This window comes from Microbispora sp. NPDC049125, from assembly GCF_040802045.1.
GTDB lineage: Bacteria > Actinomycetota > Actinomycetes > Streptosporangiales > Streptosporangiaceae > Microbispora.
Genome location: NZ_JBEZDW010000041.1, coordinates 1 through 16,957, shown reverse-complemented (window position 1 = coordinate 16,957; position 16,957 = coordinate 1). Strand labels below are relative to the sequence as shown.

Genomic DNA, 16,957 nt, shown 5'->3' with positions numbered 1-16,957 from the left:
GGCCCATGGCATCGACTAAAATGGGAGAGCCGCACTGTGCGGTTCCAGATGTGCGTCTCGCCTCAGTCCCGGGACGCGGCACCCCGACGACTTAGAGCGAGACTCCACTATGCCTATGAACAGCCGCGACGACCTGCGGAACATCGCGATCATCGCGCATGTCGACCATGGCAAGACCACCCTGGTCGACGCCATGCTCTGGCAGTCCGGGGCGTTTCGCGCCAACCAGGACGTCGACGAGCGCGTGATGGACTCCAACGACCTGGAGCGCGAGAAGGGGATCACGATCCTCGCCAAGAACACCGCGGTCCGGCACGGCGGGATGACCCTGAACATCATCGACACCCCCGGCCACGCCGACTTCGGCGGCGAGGTCGAGCGCGGCCTGTCGATGGTCGACGGCGTGGTCCTGCTCGTCGACGCCTCCGAGGGCCCCCTGCCGCAGACCCGCTTCGTGCTCCGCAAGGCGCTGTCGGCGAAGATGCCGGTGATCTTGTGCATCAACAAGGTCGACCGGCCGGACGCCCGGATCGCCGAGGTCGTGGACGAGGTCTACGAGCTGTTCATCGACCTCGACGCGACCGAGGAGCAGATCGACTTCCCGATCGTCTACGCCTCCGCGAAGGCCGGCCGCGCGTCCCTGAACCGGCCCGCCGACGGCGGCATGCCGGACGCCGAGGACCTCGAGCCGCTGTTCGACACGATCAAGACGACCATCCCGGCGCCCATCTACGACCCGACGGCGCCGTTCCAGGCCCACGTGACGAACCTGGACGCCTCCAGCTACCTCGGCAGGATCGCGCTGTGCCGCGTTTACCACGGCACGATCAAGAAGGGCCAGCAGGTCGCCTGGTGCCGGACCGACGGCACCATCCAGCGCGTCAAGATCTCCGAGCTGCTGATGACCGACGCCCTGGAGCGCAAGCCGGCCGAGGAGGCCGGGCCGGGCGACATCATCGCGATCGCCGGAATCCCGGAGATCATGATCGGTGAGACGCTGGCCGACCCCGACGACCCCCGGCCGCTGCCGCTGATCACGGTCGACGAGCCGGCCATCTCCATGACGATCGGCACCAACACCAGCCCTCTCGTCGGCAAGGTCAAGGGCGCCAAGGTCACCGCGCGCCTGGTCAAGGACCGCCTGGAGAAGGAGCTCGTGGGCAACGTCTCGCTCCGCGTGCTGCCGACCGAGACCCCCGACGCGTGGGAGGTGCAGGGCCGCGGTGAGCTGGCCCTGGCCATCCTCGTCGAGCAGATGCGCCGCGAAGGCTACGAGCTGACGGTCGGCAAGCCCAAGGTCGTCACCAAGGTCGTCGACGGGAAGGTGCACGAGCCGGTCGAGCGGCTCACGGTCGACTGCCCCGAGGAGTACCTCGGCGCCGTCACCCAGCTTCTCGCCGTACGCAAGGGCCGCATGGAGCACATGACCAACCACGGCACCGGCTGGATCCGGATGGAGTTCGTGGTGCCCGCCCGCGGCCTCATCGGCTTCCGTACCGAGTTCCTCACCGAGACCAGGGGCACCGGCCTGGTCCATCACGTGTTCGACTCCTACGAGCCGTGGTTCGGCGAGCTGCGCACCCGCAACAACGGCTCGCTCGTGGCCGACCGGGCCGGGGCGGTGACCGCGTTCGCCATGCTGAACCTCCAGGAGCGCGGCACGCTGTTCGTCTCGCCCACCACCGAGGTGTACGAAGGCATGATCATCGGGGAGAACTCCCGCTCCGACGACATGGACGTGAACATCACCAAGGAGAAGAAGCTCACGAACATGCGCTCCTCCACCAGCGAGGAGACCGAGAAGGTGATCCCTCCGCGCGTCCTGTCCCTGGAGCAGGCGCTGGAGTTCATCCGCGAGGACGAGTGCGTGGAGATCACCCTCGACACCGTGCGCATCCGCAAGGTGGTGCTCGACAGCTCCAGCCGGGGCCGTGCGACGGCCCGCGCCAAGCGCGCCAACTGACGCGACGTCCCGAAGCCCCCGAGCCGACCCGGCCCGGGGGCTTCGCCGTTCCCGGGGACGGCCAGGATCCGGTCCAGCCACTCGCCTCGTAGTCTCACGTGAACTAGTTGACATTCAACTAGTTGCAATGCAACTATTTGGCGAGCACCCCAAGGGCTCGTAGCGGACGAGGAGTGAGCATGAGCAAGGTGACCAGCGCATTGGTGATCGGCGGCGGCATCGCCGGGCCCGTGACGGCGCTCGCCCTGGCCAGGGCGGGTATCCGGGCGACCGTCCACGAGGCCCACGACAGCGCCGCGTACGGCGTCGGGGCGATGCTCAGCCTGGCCCCGAACGGGCTCGACGCGCTCCGGATCGTCGGAGCGGACGAGGTGGTGCGGGCCGTGGGGCAGCCGGTCCCCGGTGTGGTGATGGCCGACGGTGCCGGGAACCGGCTTGCCGAGTTCGGCGGATTCCCCGGCCTGCCGCCCACCCTGGCGATGCCGCGCGCCGACCTCTTCCGGGCACTGGCCGATCACGCCGTGGCGGCGGGGGTCCCGATCGAGTACGGCAAGCGGCTCGTCTCCGCCGAGGAGACCCCCGAGGGGGTGACCGCCACGTTCGCGGACGGCACCACCGCCACGGCCGACGTCCTCATCGGCGCCGACGGCATCCGGTCCACCGTCCGCACGCTGATCGACCCGGGCGCGCCCGGCCCCGAGTACGGCGGCGTCCTCAGCTTCGGCGGCTACGCCGGCGGCGGCGGCGTACAGGCCGAGCCGGGGGTCATGTACTTCGCCTTCGGCCGCACCTTCATCGGCTACTGGCGAGTGCCCGACGGCCGGATCTGCTGGTTCGCGAGCCTGCCCCGCACCGAGCCCCTCACCTTCGCCGAGGTCGTCCGCGTTCCCGGCGCCGACTGGCTGGCACGCCTGCGCGACCTCTACGCCGGTCACGTCCCGGGCGAGAAGCTGCTGGCCGGCACCGACCCCGGCGACCTCATGGTGACCGGCCCGATGGAGCGCATGCCGTCGGTGCCGCACTGGCACCGCGGGCGCATGGTCCTCGTCGGCGACGCGGCCCACGCCCCGTCGTCCAGCTCCGGGCAGGGCGCCTCGCTGGCGGTGGAGAGCGCCGTCGAACTGGCCCGCTGCCTGCGTGACCTGCCGCTGCCCGAGGCCTTCGCGGCATTCGAGCGTCTCCGGCGCACGCGGGTGGAGATGGTCGGCGGCGACGCCGCCGCCAAGAACAAGGCCAAGGCAGGTCAAGCCGGCGACCGGCCCGCCATGCCCTCCCCCGAGCAGATGTTCTCCCCCGTCCACCTGCACCGCATCGACTGGGACGCGGAGGCAAGGAACGGGTAAACGGCCGGCACGGATCGGGTCTACCGCTCCCGCCGGGCATGCCCGCGCATGGTCTCCTGTCGCAGGCACCGACGCCTACGGAGGAGTCATTCCATGCCCCGCAAGACCAATGCCGCCCTGGCCGTCAACCTCGTCCTCGCCCTGGCCGGCGGCGCGTCAGCGCTGTGGCCCGCCCAAGCGACGGCCCAGGCACCAGGCCGGGCACCGGCCCAAGCACCGGCCCAAGCACCGGCTCAGGTGCCATCCGACCGCCCGGCGACCGCCGTGATCAGGGACGTGAACGGAGCGGTGCTCGGCACCCTCCAGATCGACCGGTACGACGCGACCAAGTCGAGGGTCACCGTCAACGTCCGGGGACTGACCCCCGGTTTCCACGGCTTCCACGTCCACTCCTCGGGAGTTTGCGATCCCAAGTCCGTGGACGCGGGGACGGGCAGCGCGTTCACCAGCGCCGGCGGCCACCTGGAGCCGGGCTCGTCGGGCGACGCCGCCGGGAACCTGCCCTCGCTGCTCGCCGCGGCGGACGGCACGGCCAGCGCGTCGTTCCTCACCGACCGGCTCACCGTCAACCGGCTGAGGGACGGCGACGGCAGCGCGATCATCATCCACGCCAAGCCGGACAACTTCGCCAACATCCCCGACAGGTACACCCACCCCAAGGACGAGACCGGCACGACGGGGCCCGACGCCACCACGCTGAAGACCGGCGACGCCGGCCGCCGGGTGGCCTGCGGGGTCATCAGGACCCCGGCTTGACCTGGCCCGCCGCACGGCACTCCAGAGCCGGCGGTCAGCTCAGGTGGATCCGCAGCCAGTCGACCAGCGGGACGAGGGAACGCCAGACTCCGCGGACGCGGTCGAGGGCCTCCGGCGTGTGAAGCCACGGCTCCGGCTCGAACCGGCGCCCGGCGTGCAGGGACTTGTACCGCATCAGGTCGAGCCGGGGATGGCCCTCCGGCGTGCCGCGCGGCCGGGTCTTGAGCCGGTCGCCGCCCAGTGCGAGGCCGTCCGGCAGGGCGGCCAGCACATCCCGCAGCCGGGAGCCCGCGGTGTCGTCGTCGACGGCGTCCCGGTAGCGGGTCACCTGCTCACCCGACCCCCACCAGCCCGCCGCCGCGTAGAGCCCGTCGGCGTCGACCTGGACGTAGTAGCCGACCCCCTCCACTCCCACTCCGCAGTAGGCCCCCTGGTGGGTCTTGTACGGCGTCTTGTCCTTGGCGAAGCGGACGTCCCGGTACGGCCGGAACAGATGGGCCGAGCCGAACTCGGGGGCCAGCTCCTCCATCAGGGCGAGCATCGGCCCCTTCACGGCGGTCTCGTAGAGCTCCTTGTTGGCCGCCCAGTAGACCTTGCTGTTGTCGGCGACGAGCCCCTCGTAGAACATGAGCGCCTCGTCGGGGATGCCGCTGAAACCCATGCCCGACACTGTCGCACGTCCGCCCGACAAAACCGCTCCCCGCGTCAGCGTCGCCGGCGCCGGGGCGTGCCGAAGATCGACCTGGTGATCTCCCGGCCCAGCGCGGACGCGGCCGAGCGCGCGAACGACCGGAACTCCTTCGACGCCAGCACCCCCTCCAGGGCGGACGGCTCGGGCCGTTCGGGAGCCGGTGGTTCCGCGGGCCGTCCGGGCTCCGGCGCACCGCCCGGGGCCAGCCGGGCCGACAGGATCTCGTACGCCGACTGGCGGTCCACCGCCGCGCCGTACTTGGACCGGAGCGGGGAGGCGGCGACGAGGCCGTCGACCGCGGCCGGGGCGGACGGCGCCATGAGAGTGCGCGGGGCCCGCAGCCGGGTCCAGGCGACCGGCGTCGGCGCGCCCGTCTCCGACAGGACGGTCACCACGGCGTCTCCGATGCCCAGCTCGGTCAGCAGCCTCTCCAGGTCGTACGACGACGTGGGGAAGGTCGACACCGTGGCCTTGAGCGCCTTGGCGTCCTGCGGCGTGAAGGCGCGCAGGGCGTGCTGCACGCGGGCGCCGAGCTGACCCAGCACGTCGGCCGGCACGTCCTTCGGCGTCTGGGTGACGAAGAAGACGCCGACGCCCTTCGATCGGATCAGCCGCACCGTCTGGGTGATCGACCGCAGGAACGCCTTGGACGCGCCGTCGAACAGCAGGTGGGCCTCGTCGAAGAAGAACGCCAGCGACGGCCTGTCCGGGTCGCCCACCTCGGGCAGCACCTCGAACAGGTCCGCGAGCAGCCACATCAGGAAGGTGGAGAACAGCTGCGGCCGGTCCTGCACGGCGGGCAGCTCCAGGATGGAGACCACCCCCCGGCCGTCCGGCGCGGTCCGCAGCAGGTCGCGCACGTCGAACTCGGGCTCGCCGAAGAAGTTCTCGGCGCCCTGCGCCTGGAAGTTGACCAGGGCGCGGAGGATGACGCCGACGGTCGACGCCGACAGCCCCCCGATCCCGGTGAGCGCCTCGGGCGTGTCCGTCAGGTAGCGGATCACCGCCACCAGGTCCTTGAGATCGAGCAGCGGGAGCCCGTTCTTGTCGGCGAAGTAGAAGATCAGGCCGAGCGAGGACTCCTGCGTCTCGTTGAGCTCCAGCACGCGAGCCAGCAGGGTCGGCCCGAACGCGCTCATCGTGGCGCGCAGCGGGATGCCCGCGCCGAGCCCGCCGAGTGAGAAGAACTCGACGGGGCAGGCCTCCGGCGACCACGTCTGGCCCACCTCGGCGGCCCTGCGCGCCACCCGGTCGGAGGACGCGCCGGGTGAGGCCATGCCGGACAGGTCACCCTTGACGTCGGCGAGGAAGACCGGCACGCCGTGCTCGGACAGCTGCTCGGCCATGAGCTGAAGCGTCTTGGTCTTCCCCGTCCCGGTCGCCCCGGCCACCAGGCCGTGCCGGTTCATCATGGCCAGCGGGACGCGGATCCGCTGGGACGGATCGGCCGTGCCGTCGTCGCGCAGCAGCGCCCCCAGCTCAAGCGCCGGCCCCTCGAAGTCGTAGCCCTTCATCGGTTGAAGTACTGCTTGCCGGGGAGGGGGCTGCCGAGCAGCTCGGACACGGTCACGTACGTGAAGCCCTTGCGGTCGAGCTCGTCGAGCAGATGGGGCAGCGCCTTGACGGTGGTGGGGTGGATGTCGTGCATCAGCACGATGTCGCCCGGCTTCGCCTCGCCGCAGCGCTTGGCCACCAGCGCCGGGTTCCGGTCGCGCCAGTCGAGCGTGTCGACGGCCCACATGATCTGCGCCAGCCCCTCCTTCCTGGACGCGGCCTCCACCTCCTTGTTCGTCGACCCGTACGGCGGCCGCATGAGGGTCATCCGCACCCCCGTGGTCCGCCGTACGACGTCCTGGGTGCGGTCGAGCTCCCGGCTGAGCGCGGCGGAGGACAGCCCGGCCAGCGCGGCGTGGTCCCACGAGTGGTTTCCCACCTCGTGCCCTTCCGCGACCATCCGGCGGACGAAGTCGCGGGTGCCGCCGGTGATCATCTGGCCGAGCAGGAAGAACGTCGCGCGGGCGTGGTGCGCGGCCAGGATGTCCAGGACGGTGCCGGTGTTGTCGCCGGGCCCGTCGTCGAACGTCAGCGCCACGCAGCGGTGCTGCCTGCAGTCGATCCGCCGGGCGGGTGGGGCGGCCGGCAGGCGTGGTCCCGGCCAGGCGGGCTGCGCCGCCACGAGCCGCATCCGCAGGATCTCCGCGTCGAAGTCCTTGGCCGCGCGGAAGTGCGAGCGGGACTCGCCGGTCCCGGTCCCGGCCCCGATCGCCGACACCACCGACGCCGCCGACCTCGCCTCGGCGCATCCCGACACCAGCAAAAGCGACAGCGACAGCAAGGCGGAACCGATCCGCATACGACCCCCCGGAGCAGGCGGGGGGTCACGGACGCCTATGGATAGCCTTCGGCCGATTCCCCCCGCAGAACCTTGTCCAGCTCCTCCCACCAGGGGGGCACGTCCGCCTTGAGCTCGGCGTACCTGCGGGCCACCCTGATGGCGCATCCAACGGGGTCCGTACCCAGGTGGCGGCACTTCACGGCACCCTCGCGCCAACGGTAAAGCCCCTCGCGGAAGCTCACGACGAGGCCGATCCAGACCGAGAGGGTGGTGTCGTCGCCGATCTCGTAGGCCTCCTGAACCCCGAGTGCGGCGAGTTCCGCGCGCAGTTTGCCCAATGCGGCGAGCGGTTCAGTCACCGGCTACCGCCCCCTGCCGTAGAGAGACGCACAAAGAGGGATGTACCCAACCTTGGGCCCGGGCTTGCGACTTCATACTGTAATCATCGGCTACGAAGCGTCACCGCGCAGCCGTAACGGTCAGTCGTCGAGACGTTCTCCCGGCTCGGTGACCACCATGATGAACCGCAGGGGCCCACGGCCCTCGTTGGCGTACCGGTGGGGGCGGTCGGCGCTGAAGACGACGGCCTCGTCGGTGCCGACCACATGGCTCCTGCCGTACACGCCGAGGGTCAGCTCCCCCTCCAGGACCGTGAGCATCTCGCGGGTGCCGGCGGGGTGGGCGTCGCCGTCGTGGTGCTCCCCGGGCCCGAGGCGCCAGTCCCACAGCTCCAGGATCGCGGGCGCGTCGGTGCCCACGAGCAGCCGCGCGCTGCCGCCGCCTGCGTGCTCGAACGCCACGACCTCCGAGGCGTGCACGACCCGGACCACCGGGGTGTCGGCGACCTCCACCAGCCTTCCGACCGTCACCCCGAGGCCGTCCGCGATCCGGCACAGCGTGTTCACACTCGGGTTGGTGCGGCCCTGCTCGATCTGGATGAGCATGCCGCGGCTCACGTTCGACCTGGCCGCGAGCTCGTCCAACGTCATGCCCCGGTGAGCGCGCTGGCCGCGCACGTTCGCGGCGATGGCCGCGTTGATCGTCACAGGATCAGGCATGAGTACAGCATAGTGATCTGTGACTACAATCTATTGCACTGTCGAGATCTTTTCTTGGGGGCGTTCGTGACAGCGGTGGCGCTGGCGACGGCATGTGCGGTGATCTTCGGGACCGCCGACTTCTTCGGAGGACTGGCCACCAGGCGTTCACGGGTGCTGGCCGTGGTCGCCGTCTCGCAGATCGGGGGGCTGCTGCTGATCGCTGCGCTGATCCCCGTGCTGCCCGGCACCCTGAGCGCGGCGGCGCTGCTGTGGGGCATGGCGTCCGGCGTGGCCGGGGCATGCGGCATCGTGCTGTTCTACCGGGGTCTCGCCACGGGGATGATGTCGGTGGTGGCGCCCACGACGGCGACCACGGCGATGGTCGTGCCGGTGGCGTTCGGCCTCGTGCGGGGGGAGCGGCCGTCGGCGCAGGCGCTGGCCGGCGTGGCCCTCGGCCTGCTGGCCGTGCTGCTGGTCAGCCGTGACCCGAACGGTCCCGCCGCCGGGGCCAGGCTCGGACCCATCGTCGGCGCGCTGGCCTCCGGAGCCGGTTTCGGCGGGTTCTTCATCCTGTTGAAGCTGGCGCCCGGCGACGCCGGGGTCTGGCCGCTCGCGGGTGCGCGGATCGCGTCCATCACCCTGGTCGCGCTGCTGGCGCTCGCCACCCGCAGAAGCCTGCGGCCGCTGCCGGGGAGCCTGCCGGTGACGATCACGGCCGGAGTCCTCGACATGGCGGCCAACGTGCTCTATCTGTTCGCGGCCCAGCGGGGAATGCTGAGCCTGGTCGCGGTGCTGGTGTCGCTCTATCCGGCGAGCACGCTGATGCTCGCACGACATGTCCTGGGAGAGCGGCTGAGCCCAATGCAGATCACCGGCGTGGGTTTCGCGCTCGGCGCCGTCGCGCTGATCGCCGCCTCACCGGTCTCCTGACGGCCCGCCGTACGCGACCAGGGGGATGGCGGGGCGGCTCACGCGGCGTAGGCGTGCTCCGGGACGCGGACGACGCCCTCCTCGCGGGCGTAGTCCTGGAGCATGCCCCTGAGCTGGCGGCGACCCCGGTGCAGGCGGGACATCACGGTCCCGATGGGCGTGCCCATCCGGTCGGCGATCTCCTTGTAGGCGAAGCCCTCGACGTCCGCGAGGAAGACGGCCACGCGGAACTCCTCGGGGAGGGAGCGCAGCGCGTTCATCACGACGCCGTCGGGAATCTGGTCGAGCGCCTCGTTCTCCGCGGACCGCAGGCCGGTCGACGTGTGGGACTCGGCCGCCGCGAGCTGCCAGTCCTCGATGTCCTCGGCGGCGGAGAGCTTGGGAGAACGCTGCTTCTTCCGGTAGTCGTTGATGAAGTTGTTCGTCAGGATCCGGTGCAGCCACGCCTTGAGGTTCGTGCCCTCACGGAACTGGTGGTAGGACGTGTACGCCTTGGCGACCGTCTCCTGGACCAGGTCCTCCGCGTCGGCGGGATTACGCGTGAGACGCATGGCGGAGGCGTAAAGCTGGCCGGTGACCGGCACGACCTCACGCTCGAACCATGTCTGTCGCTGCTCGTCGGTCGAGATCATCTCATTCCCCCTACGGAACTTCTCCCCCGTTACCCGTCCGGCCGGAAGCCATGCGAGGCCAACCATTCATTCTTGCGCCAAGGACATCGTGCCGTCCGGGGTGTAAGCACTGTGTTAATTCGTTTTCCCTGGTCAGCGGAGTGCTCAGGAGACGCCCAGCATGGCGGGTCGGCACGGGCAAGTCACACACCGGCCGAACAAGTCTCAATATCGTAACACTAGAGGCTCAATCCGGAGTAAAGTGTGGCAGAATTCACTGGCACGCCTCCCCGCTCTCCGCGCACCGGGATGACCGGCCCTACTTGGAAGACGGGCGGGCGCACCCGATCGGTTCACGCGACGCGATGGATCGGGGCGCACGCCAGGGGGATCGGCGTCGCGCCCCCGCTCGCCGGTCCCGGTCGCTTCGTCGCTTCGGCGCTCCGGCCTCAGGCCTGGCGGGCCGGGTCCACCCCGAACGTCGAGGCGAGGTCGTCGAGGATCGAGTGGGCCCCCTGGATCCCGACGGCGGTCATCCAGGTGGTGTCGGAGACCTCGTGCAACTGCCCCTTGAGCCGTCCCCACAGCGGGTTGGCCTCGAACTTCTCCTTCACCGGGCCGACCGACGGGTCGTCGTACGCGGAGACGAAGATGTGGTCGGCGTCCATGTCCGGGATGCGCTCCTCGCTCAGGTCGACCGCGATGGTCTCGGTCGTGGTCGGCTGGCCCTTCGGGCGCACCAGCCCGGCGTCCTTGAGCACGAGGCCCGAGTAGGAGTTCTCCACGTACAGGCGGACGGTCGGCTCCCCCGCGAACCGGATGATCGAGACCGTCGGCGCCGTGCCGCCGTTCTTGGCCGCGATCCGCTCACCGATCTTCTTGGCCCGCTCCTGGTATTCGGCGAGCCTCTGTTCGGCCAGGTCCTCCTTGCCGAGGGCTCTGCCGACCAGGCGGAGATTGTCCTTCCAGGCCGCTCCGGTCGTCTCGCTGAACACGGTCGGGGCGATCTGGCTGAGCTTGGCGTACAACGCCTCGTGACGCACCTTCGCCGACAGGATGAGGTCCGGCTTGAGCGCGGCGATCTTCTCCAGGCTGGGGGCCTCAAGGGTGCCGACCGGCACCGCGCTGCGCGCCTTGGAAATGACCGGCTCCAGGTAGGCCGGCAGGCCGTCGGTGATCGAGCGGTACGTCGTGTAGCCGACGACCTCCGTGTCCAGGGTCAGCGCGGCGTCCACGAAGCTCTGATCAAGCGCGACCACCCGCTTAGGGGGCGCCGGGATCTTCGTCGTGCCCATCGCGTGCTCGATCACCTTGGGGTACGCCCCGGCCGCCGGGGGCGAGGCCGCATCCGCGCCACCGCCGGTGGAGCCGCACGCGGCCATGGTCATCGACAGCAGCGCCCCTGCCACGGCGAGCGCGGTGCCACGAAGCACTCTCATGTGTTTGTTCCCCTCTTGCCACTAAGTTAGGTTAGCCATACCTAATACGAAGGCATCGGGAAGGTCAAGGAGAGCCATGTTGGAGAGCCGCCGCGTGCGCCTGCTCGCGGCGCTGGCCGCGGCGCTGCTGGCCGTCGCCGTGCTCAGCCTCGCCGTGGGTGCGAAGGCCGTGCCGGTGAGCGGCGTCTGGCACGCCCTTTGGTCACCGTCCGGCGGCGAGAACGACCTGATCGTCCGCTCGCTGCGGGTGCCGCGGACCGTGCTCGGCGTGCTCGCGGGAGTGGCGCTGGGGGTGGCGGGGGCGCTCATGCAGGGCCACACCCGCAACCCGCTCGCCGATCCGGGCCTGCTCGGCGTGGCCCAGGGCGCCGCCTTCGCGATGGTACTGGCCATCGTCGTGACCGGCGTCTCGACCGTCCACGCCTCGATCTGGTTCGGCATGGCGGGCGCCCTGGTCGCGAGCGTCGTGGTCTTCGCGCTCGGGCTCGCCGGCGGCCGTGCCGGGCCGCCGACGATCACGCTCGCGCTCGCCGGGGCCGCCGTCAGCGCCCTCCTCCACGCGCTCACCTCGGCCCTGGTGCTGTTCGACGAGCAGGCCATGGACGTCTTCCGCTTCTGGCAGGCGGGCTCGATCGCCGGGCGCGGCTCCGAGCCCGCGTGGCAGATCGCGCCGTTCATCGCCGCCGGGCTGGTGCTGGCCTTGGCGAACGCCCGCGGTCTCAACGCGCTTTCCCTCGGCGAGGACGTCGCCCGGTCACTCGGGCAGAGCGTGTGGGTCACCCGCGTCGTGGGGCTGGGCGCCGTGACGTTGCTCACAGCGGGAGCGGTGGCCGCCTGCGGCGCCCTCGCGTTCGTCGGCCTGGTCGTCCCCCATCTGGCCCGGGCGCTGTCCGGCCCCGACCACCGATGGCTCCTGCCGTACTCGGGGCTGCTCGGGGCCGTGCTGCTGCTGGTCGCCGACGTGATCGGACGGGTGGTCGCGCGGCCCGGCGAGCTGGAGGTGGGCGTCGTCCTCGCCCTGCTGGGCGCCCCGTTCTTCATCGCCGTCGTACGGCGGGGCAGGCAGGTGCGGCTGTGATCCCGGCGAAGATCCCTGGCAAGACGCCCGGCAAGACGCCCGGCAAGACGCCCGGCGAGACTTACGGCAAGACGCCCGGCAAGACTCCTGGCGCGGTCCCCGGCCCGGCGCCCGTGCGGCGCCTCTCGCCCTCCGGCGCCCGGCCGTACCGGCTGGGCCGGGTGTCCTGGCTCGTCCGGCCGCGCGCGGCCGTCGTGTCGCTCGTGGGGCTCGCCCTGCTCGCGGCCCTCGCCCTGGCGCACCTGCGGATGGGCGACTTCCCTCTGACGACCCGCGAGATCCTCGACTCGATCTTCGGCTCGGGTGGTAACCGTTTCGTCGTGATGGAGCTGCGGCTGCCGCGGGTGCTGGCGGGCGCGCTCGTCGGCGCGGCGCTCGGCCTGGCAGGCGCGATCACTCAGGCCGTCTCCCGCAACCCGCTGGCCAGCCCGGACATCCTCGGCGTGACCTCCGGAGCCGGCCTGTGCGTCGTCGCGGTGGTGGTGGCCACCGGCAGCGCGTACGGCGGCGCCGGCGGAGCCCTCGCCGACGTGGGCGTCCCGGCCGCGGCTCTCGGGGGCGGGCTCAGCGGTGCGGCGCTCGTCTACGCCCTTGCCTGGCGGCGCGGGCTGGACGGCTACCGCCTGGTCCTGGTGGGCATCGGCGTCGCGGCCGTGTTCACCAACGTGACGTACTGGCTGCTGACGGTCGGCGACGTCAACGACAGCGCCCGGGCGATGGTGTGGATCACCGGTTCGCTGCACGCGCGCGGATGGGAGCACGTCACCCCCGTGGCGTACGCCTTGGGCCTGCTGATCCCGGTGGCCCTCGGCCTGTCCCGCACACTCGCGGCGCTGCGGTTCGGCGACGAGACCGCCACCGCCCTTGGCGTGCGGCTGGGCCGGGCGCGGACGGCGCTGGTGCTCGTGGCCGTGCTCCTGGCGGCCGTCGCCACCGCGGCGGCCGGGCCGGTCGCGTTCGTCGCCCTCGCGGCCCCTCAGATCGCGCTGCGCCTGACCCGGGCGTCGCAGCCGCCGCTGATCACGTCGGCGGTCACCGGTGCCGTGCTCACGACCGCCGCCGACCTGGCGGCCAGGACCCTCCTCGCCCCGGCCGAGCTGCCGGTCGGCGTGGTCACCGCCGTGCTCGGCGCTCCCTACCTGCTGTTCCTGCTGTGGCGGCGCCCCTCACGGGCCCGCGGCGCGCGAATCGGAAAGGCACACCGATGAGGCTCCAGGCCGTTGACGTGCGGCTCGGCTACGGCGACCGGCTGGTCGTCGACGGGCTCGACCTCGGCATCGAAAGCGGAACCATCACAGCGATCATCGGGCCCAACGGCTGCGGCAAGTCCACCCTGCTCAGGGCGCTCGGCCGGCTGCTCAGGCCGTCCGGCGGCCAGGTGCTGCTCGACGGCAGGAGGATCGACGGGCTCCCGGCGCGCGAGGTCGCCAGGGTCCTCGGGGTGCTTCCGCAGGCTCCGGTCGCCCCGGAGGGCCTGACCGTCGCCGACCTGGTGGCCAGGGGGCGGCACCCGCACCAGGCGTGGTACCGCCAGTGGTCGCGCGACGACGAGGCTGCGGTGGCCGAGGCGCTGGAGCGCACCGGCCTGCTCGACCTGGCCGACCGGCCGCTCGACGAGCTTTCCGGCGGGCAGCGGCAGCGGGCGTGGATCTCCATGGCATTGGCTCAGGGAACGGATCTGCTGCTGCTCGACGAGCCCACCACCTTCCTCGACCTGGCTCACCAGATCGAGGTGCTGGAGCTGATCGGCCGTCTGCACGCCGAGGCCGGCAAGACGGTGGTCATGGTGCTGCACGACCTGAACCTCGCGGCACGGTACGCCGGCCGGCTGGTCGCAATGAAGGATGGCCGGGTCGTCGTCGCCGGCGCACCCGAGGACGTGCTGACCGAGGAGCGGGTCGAGGAGATCTTCGGCCTGCGGGCCAGGGTGATCGCCGACCCGGTGGTGGGCACTCCGCTGGTGGTCCCGATCGGCACCCGTCCCGCCCCCGTCCCCCGCCCCTGACACCGGTACGTACCGCCCCTTCAAGGGACAGCACACACTGGTGCCACCAATGCCGCAGCAGCCGTTGGCTCTTGAGATGCTGCTGGTGGCCGCGATTGGCTTCAGGCTTCAGATGGTGATCGCGTAGTCTGTTGGATCGTCATCATGCGCGTAGCTTGCGGAGGCGCTGCGCCAGGTCAGGGATATCTTCCAATTCGCCTGTCGTCACGGAGATGACCAGGCTTTCGGCCTCGTCCACGTCGTGATACTCCAGAGTCTCCCCGTTGTCTTCGAGGAAGGCGACGGCCGCGGCCCAGCCGAGCCGCTTGTTGCCGTCGACCAGTGGATGCCCGATCAGGATGCTCTGCATCAGGGCGGCCGCCTTCTGCCACAGGTCCGGATAGGCGTCGTCACCGAACACGGTCGTCTGCGGACGGAGCACAGCAGCGTGCAGTTGACCGCCATCACGTACCCGGACCAGCGGGAGCACCGCCTCCGCCAGGGCGAGTAGGTCCTCCGTGGTCGGATAGGTCGTCATCGCGCGAGCCGCTCAAGCAACTCCCGGTCTCGCTCGGCGATCTTTCGGCCCATCGCCTGATAACGCTCCCGCCGGCGCCGGGAGATGTACTCCTCGATGGCGACCACCATCGCCGAGTTGACGCTCTGAGCGTCACCACTGGCGATCTGCTTGATCTGCTCATACGTCTCGTCCGGCAGTCGAAGCCGTGTCTCAGCCATACGCTGATGGTATCACTTTTTGGTACCATCCTCCCGGCGAGATCATTGCTGGAGTGATCACATCGGATGATCGGTGCCGTATGACGGGATATGTTCCACAGATCAGATACATCCAACAGGCGTGAGCCGAAATCACCGACGATGACTCCAGTGTTATCGGCTTCCTCCACCGCCTCGCTGAGGGACTTGGTACGCGGGAGGCGGAACTCTGGTGGGTTTGGGGGCGGGAGCCGATGAGAGTGGCGTCAACGAGCGAGCCGTACAGGGAGACCTGCGGAGATTAACTCCTCGGTCGGAACCAGGCCCGTCTGACAAGCAGGCTCCCCTAATGGGTCACCTGGATTGACGTTGGTGCCGCCGATGCCGCAGTAGCCCGGCACCGAACAGCACGCGTTGCAGCCATGAACGCCGACGAGAGCTAGCGGGACTTGGAGCGGAACTCCGCCCAAAGATCGACGGCTTCTTCCAGGTCGAGTGCCGCCACATCTTCCCGTGCCATGCCGACTGTGTAGATCAATCGATTGGCGAGCCAGTCGGGTACCGGCTCGCGCATCGGCATCTCATCGATGCGGATGTGATCGGTGAAAGCGCCCAGACGGTCGATGACTTCGCCGAGGCGGACGACGTCGGGCCGTGAGCCTCCGGCCGCGCGGACTCGTGCCTGGGCTTCGGCGTAGACCTCGGCGTCAGCCCTCTCTCCGACTGCCCAGATCTCACAGATCTCCACCGTCTTGTCGTCGGTGATCCGGTAGACGATCCTCCACGTGTTCCGCCCCACGACAAGCTTGCGGAACCCGGTCAGCTCACCGCCCAGCGGGTAGCCCGCTTCCGAGTTCTCCAGCAGAAGGAGGATCTTCTTGAGGACCTTGGGTACGGCATCCGGCCCGATTCTGCGGAGATCATCGATGGCCGGGTCGGTGAATACGACGTCGGACACTGCTACTCGTCGTCATCCGGGAGCGCAGCCAGCGACTCACGGGTATGCCCGAAGGCGGATAGGACCTCGTCCATCGACGTCCGCCGCCCCGTGTCTGTGGCGGACCTGACGAGAACCAAGGCCAGATCCCGCAGATCTGCTGCGGCTTCTTCCAGCTCGTTGAGACGTCGCATGCTCACGACGGCTGCGATCGGTTGGTGCCGGCGGGTCACCACCAGATCCGCACCCTGCTCCGCGTCAGCCACCAGGCGTGCTACCCCACGTTGTGCGGCCTCGGTGACCGTGAGCTCGATCGCGTCATGGAGAACAGTCATGCGATAACTGTATAGATACATATACAGAAGCACAAGTGGCCGCCCGCGCGCAACGGCTTGAAGGGTCACCTAGCTTGACGCTGGTGCCACCGACCCCGCAGTAGCCGATCCGTCCGAATACTGCTAGCGATGCTCCTTCATTCCTATGCTCAGAGCTGCTCGGGCAAGAGGGTGAACGCGTCTACGTGCCGGGGACGTACGACGGTGAAATGACGACGATCGAGTGTGGCCACCTCGGCCAACTCAAGTCTCTCAGCCACCGCGATCACAGAGGCATCAACCGCACCCAATGGGGAGATTGGCATATATCTCGACCAAATCACTCATTCGGTCCAGGTCTTCGTTCGTGAGATCGATCAGAACCAGGCCAGATTGGAAATACCTCAAGAAAGCCGCTTCGCTTTGCTTCCCTGACGCTTCTCGATGAGCTGGCAGACTTCCGCGACTACCGTGGCGGGAACGAGAAGCGGACCCGGATGAGTCCGCAGAAGCCTGGCGCAGAGTCCGTGATGGTCGTCCCGGATATTGACCGCTGCGACCAAAGGTCCCGAATCAATGACAATCACGAAGAGTGATTGTCCCCCGAGCGCAAGATCTCTTCAGAGCGTTCCGCGAAATCCGACTCGGCCTCAAGTCTCACAGTCCTCACGTGGCTGCGTCTTGTGGAACACCGTCAAGAGCACGATCCTGCGGCCCGTTGCAATGAGCCATTTTCATCCTGATCACGCTGGTCAGGATGAGCACAGGAGGCGGGCGAGCCGGACGAGTTGAGGGTGAGGTGAGGCTCCCGGTAAGACA

18 protein-coding genes are annotated in these 16,957 nt (G+C 69.7%); 7 read left to right on the top strand and 11 right to left on the bottom strand.

All coding sequences use genetic code 11. The annotated features are described in order from the left end of the window. Positions 1 to 109: 109 nt before the first annotated feature. From typA to AB0B72_RS33525, 3 genes are all read left to right on the top strand, one after another. Positions 110 to 1,963, top strand: coding sequence for a translational GTPase TypA (gene typA, locus AB0B72_RS33535; RefSeq protein WP_367743367.1), 1,854 nt, complete (start codon positions 110 to 112; stop codon positions 1,961 to 1,963). Between the two features lie 179 nt (positions 1,964 to 2,142). Further along, positions 2,143 to 3,306: an FAD-dependent monooxygenase gene (locus AB0B72_RS33530; RefSeq protein WP_367743366.1), complete on the top strand. Its 1,164-nt coding sequence runs from the start codon at positions 2,143 to 2,145 to the stop codon at positions 3,304 to 3,306. A gap of 93 nt (positions 3,307 to 3,399) precedes the next feature. After that, positions 3,400 to 4,062: a superoxide dismutase family protein gene (locus AB0B72_RS33525; protein ID WP_367743365.1), complete on the top strand. Its 663-nt coding sequence runs from the start codon at positions 3,400 to 3,402 to the stop codon at positions 4,060 to 4,062. 34 nt (positions 4,063 to 4,096) lie between these two features. On the opposite strand, the gene AB0B72_RS33520 is transcribed toward AB0B72_RS33525, so the two are convergent. The 5 genes from AB0B72_RS33520 to AB0B72_RS33500 all read right to left on the bottom strand — a co-directional run bounded on the left by AB0B72_RS33520 (position 4,097) and on the right by AB0B72_RS33500 (position 8,146). Then, positions 4,097 to 4,723, bottom strand: coding sequence for a DUF2461 domain-containing protein (locus tag AB0B72_RS33520; protein WP_367743364.1), 627 nt, complete (start codon positions 4,721 to 4,723; stop codon positions 4,097 to 4,099). Positions 4,724 to 4,767: 44 nt separating this feature from the next. Further along, a complete protein-coding gene (locus AB0B72_RS33515) occupies positions 4,768 to 6,267 on the bottom strand; it encodes a helicase HerA-like domain-containing protein (protein WP_367743363.1) in 1,500 nt (499 codons plus the stop codon). After that, the gene (locus AB0B72_RS33510; RefSeq protein WP_367743362.1) at positions 6,264 to 7,106 is read right to left on the bottom strand and encodes a polysaccharide deacetylase family protein; all 843 of its coding nucleotides are present in this window, start codon (positions 7,104 to 7,106) and stop codon (positions 6,264 to 6,266) included. Before AB0B72_RS33510 ends, AB0B72_RS33515 begins: the two co-directional genes overlap by 4 nt. Positions 7,107 to 7,141: 35 nt before the next feature. Beyond that, positions 7,142 to 7,447: a hypothetical protein gene (locus AB0B72_RS33505; RefSeq protein ID WP_367743360.1), complete on the bottom strand. Its 306-nt coding sequence runs from the start codon at positions 7,445 to 7,447 to the stop codon at positions 7,142 to 7,144. A 120-nt stretch (positions 7,448 to 7,567) separates the two neighbouring features. Then, a complete protein-coding gene (locus tag AB0B72_RS33500; RefSeq protein ID WP_367743359.1) occupies positions 7,568 to 8,146 on the bottom strand; it encodes a helix-turn-helix domain-containing protein in 579 nt (192 codons plus the stop codon). A gap of 66 nt (positions 8,147 to 8,212) precedes the next feature. Here AB0B72_RS33500 and AB0B72_RS33495 point away from each other — a divergent pair, with 66 nt between their 5' ends. Continuing rightward, complete coding sequence (locus AB0B72_RS33495) at positions 8,213 to 9,058, top strand: EamA family transporter (protein WP_367743357.1); 846 nt, start codon at positions 8,213 to 8,215, stop codon at positions 9,056 to 9,058. A 38-nt stretch (positions 9,059 to 9,096) separates the two neighbouring features. Here the strand turns inward: AB0B72_RS33495 and AB0B72_RS33490 are convergent, their stop codons facing one another. Then, the gene (locus tag AB0B72_RS33490; RefSeq protein WP_367743356.1) at positions 9,097 to 9,690 is read right to left on the bottom strand and encodes a sigma-70 family RNA polymerase sigma factor; all 594 of its coding nucleotides are present in this window, start codon (positions 9,688 to 9,690) and stop codon (positions 9,097 to 9,099) included. Between the two features lie 428 nt (positions 9,691 to 10,118). Further along, entirely contained in the window at positions 10,119 to 11,108 is a 990-nt protein-coding gene (locus tag AB0B72_RS33485) for an ABC transporter substrate-binding protein (RefSeq protein WP_367743354.1), read from the bottom strand. Between the two features lie 76 nt (positions 11,109 to 11,184). On the opposite strand from AB0B72_RS33485, the gene AB0B72_RS33480 reads away from it, so the two are divergent. The 3 genes from AB0B72_RS33480 to AB0B72_RS33470 are packed head-to-tail and all read left to right on the top strand — an operon-like array spanning position 11,185 to position 14,191. Next, positions 11,185 to 12,186 (top strand): FecCD family ABC transporter permease, encoded by a 1,002-nt coding sequence (locus tag AB0B72_RS33480; protein ID WP_367743352.1) that lies wholly within the window; start codon positions 11,185 to 11,187, stop codon positions 12,184 to 12,186. Then, positions 12,183 to 13,394, top strand: a complete 1,212-nt coding sequence (locus tag AB0B72_RS33475) for a FecCD family ABC transporter permease (protein ID WP_367743351.1) — start codon at positions 12,183 to 12,185, stop codon at positions 13,392 to 13,394. Before AB0B72_RS33480 ends, AB0B72_RS33475 begins: the two co-directional genes overlap by 4 nt. Next, positions 13,391 to 14,191, top strand: coding sequence for an ABC transporter ATP-binding protein (locus tag AB0B72_RS33470; RefSeq protein WP_367743350.1), 801 nt, complete (start codon positions 13,391 to 13,393; stop codon positions 14,189 to 14,191). The genes AB0B72_RS33475 and AB0B72_RS33470 overlap by 4 nt, the downstream gene beginning before the upstream one ends. Positions 14,192 to 14,333: 142 nt before the next feature. Here the strand turns inward: AB0B72_RS33470 and AB0B72_RS33465 are convergent, their stop codons facing one another. The 4 genes from AB0B72_RS33465 to AB0B72_RS33450 all read right to left on the bottom strand — a co-directional run bounded on the left by AB0B72_RS33465 (position 14,334) and on the right by AB0B72_RS33450 (position 16,159). After that, a complete protein-coding gene (locus AB0B72_RS33465; protein ID WP_367743349.1) occupies positions 14,334 to 14,708 on the bottom strand; it encodes a type II toxin-antitoxin system death-on-curing family toxin in 375 nt (124 codons plus the stop codon). After that, positions 14,705 to 14,908, bottom strand: a complete 204-nt coding sequence (locus AB0B72_RS33460; protein ID WP_367743348.1) for an Arc family DNA-binding protein — start codon at positions 14,906 to 14,908, stop codon at positions 14,705 to 14,707. Before AB0B72_RS33460 ends, AB0B72_RS33465 begins: the two co-directional genes overlap by 4 nt. 418 nt (positions 14,909 to 15,326) lie before the next feature. Continuing rightward, positions 15,327 to 15,845, bottom strand: coding sequence for a type II toxin-antitoxin system RelE/ParE family toxin (locus AB0B72_RS33455; RefSeq protein ID WP_367743347.1), 519 nt, complete (start codon positions 15,843 to 15,845; stop codon positions 15,327 to 15,329). 2 nt (positions 15,846 to 15,847) lie between these two features. After that, entirely contained in the window at positions 15,848 to 16,159 is a 312-nt protein-coding gene (locus tag AB0B72_RS33450) for a hypothetical protein (RefSeq protein WP_367743346.1), read from the bottom strand. Positions 16,160 to 16,957 lie beyond the last annotated feature (798 nt).

Coding starts and splice junctions, on each gene's coding strand:
- typA (WP_367743367.1), top strand. CDS start 110: ATGCCTATGAACAGCCGCGACGACCTGCGGAACATCGCGATCATCGCG.
- AB0B72_RS33530 (WP_367743366.1), top strand. CDS start 2,143: ATGAGCAAGGTGACCAGCGCATTGGTGATCGGCGGCGGCATCGCCGGG.
- AB0B72_RS33525 (WP_367743365.1), top strand. CDS start 3,400: ATGCCCCGCAAGACCAATGCCGCCCTGGCCGTCAACCTCGTCCTCGCC.
- AB0B72_RS33520 (WP_367743364.1), bottom strand. CDS start 4,723: ATGGGTTTCAGCGGCATCCCCGACGAGGCGCTCATGTTCTACGAGGGG.
- AB0B72_RS33515 (WP_367743363.1), bottom strand. CDS start 6,267: ATGAAGGGCTACGACTTCGAGGGGCCGGCGCTTGAGCTGGGGGCGCTG.
- AB0B72_RS33510 (WP_367743362.1), bottom strand. CDS start 7,106: ATGCGGATCGGTTCCGCCTTGCTGTCGCTGTCGCTTTTGCTGGTGTCG.
- AB0B72_RS33500 (WP_367743359.1), bottom strand. CDS start 8,146: ATGCCTGATCCTGTGACGATCAACGCGGCCATCGCCGCGAACGTGCGC.
- AB0B72_RS33490 (WP_367743356.1), bottom strand. CDS start 9,690: ATGATCTCGACCGACGAGCAGCGACAGACATGGTTCGAGCGTGAGGTC.
- AB0B72_RS33485 (WP_367743354.1), bottom strand. CDS start 11,108: ATGAGAGTGCTTCGTGGCACCGCGCTCGCCGTGGCAGGGGCGCTGCTG.
- AB0B72_RS33480 (WP_367743352.1), top strand. CDS start 11,185: ATGTTGGAGAGCCGCCGCGTGCGCCTGCTCGCGGCGCTGGCCGCGGCG.
- AB0B72_RS33470 (WP_367743350.1), top strand. CDS start 13,391: ATGAGGCTCCAGGCCGTTGACGTGCGGCTCGGCTACGGCGACCGGCTG.
- AB0B72_RS33465 (WP_367743349.1), bottom strand. CDS start 14,708: ATGACGACCTATCCGACCACGGAGGACCTACTCGCCCTGGCGGAGGCG.
- AB0B72_RS33460 (WP_367743348.1), bottom strand. CDS start 14,908: ATGGCTGAGACACGGCTTCGACTGCCGGACGAGACGTATGAGCAGATC.
- AB0B72_RS33450 (WP_367743346.1), bottom strand. CDS start 16,159: ATGACTGTTCTCCATGACGCGATCGAGCTCACGGTCACCGAGGCCGCA.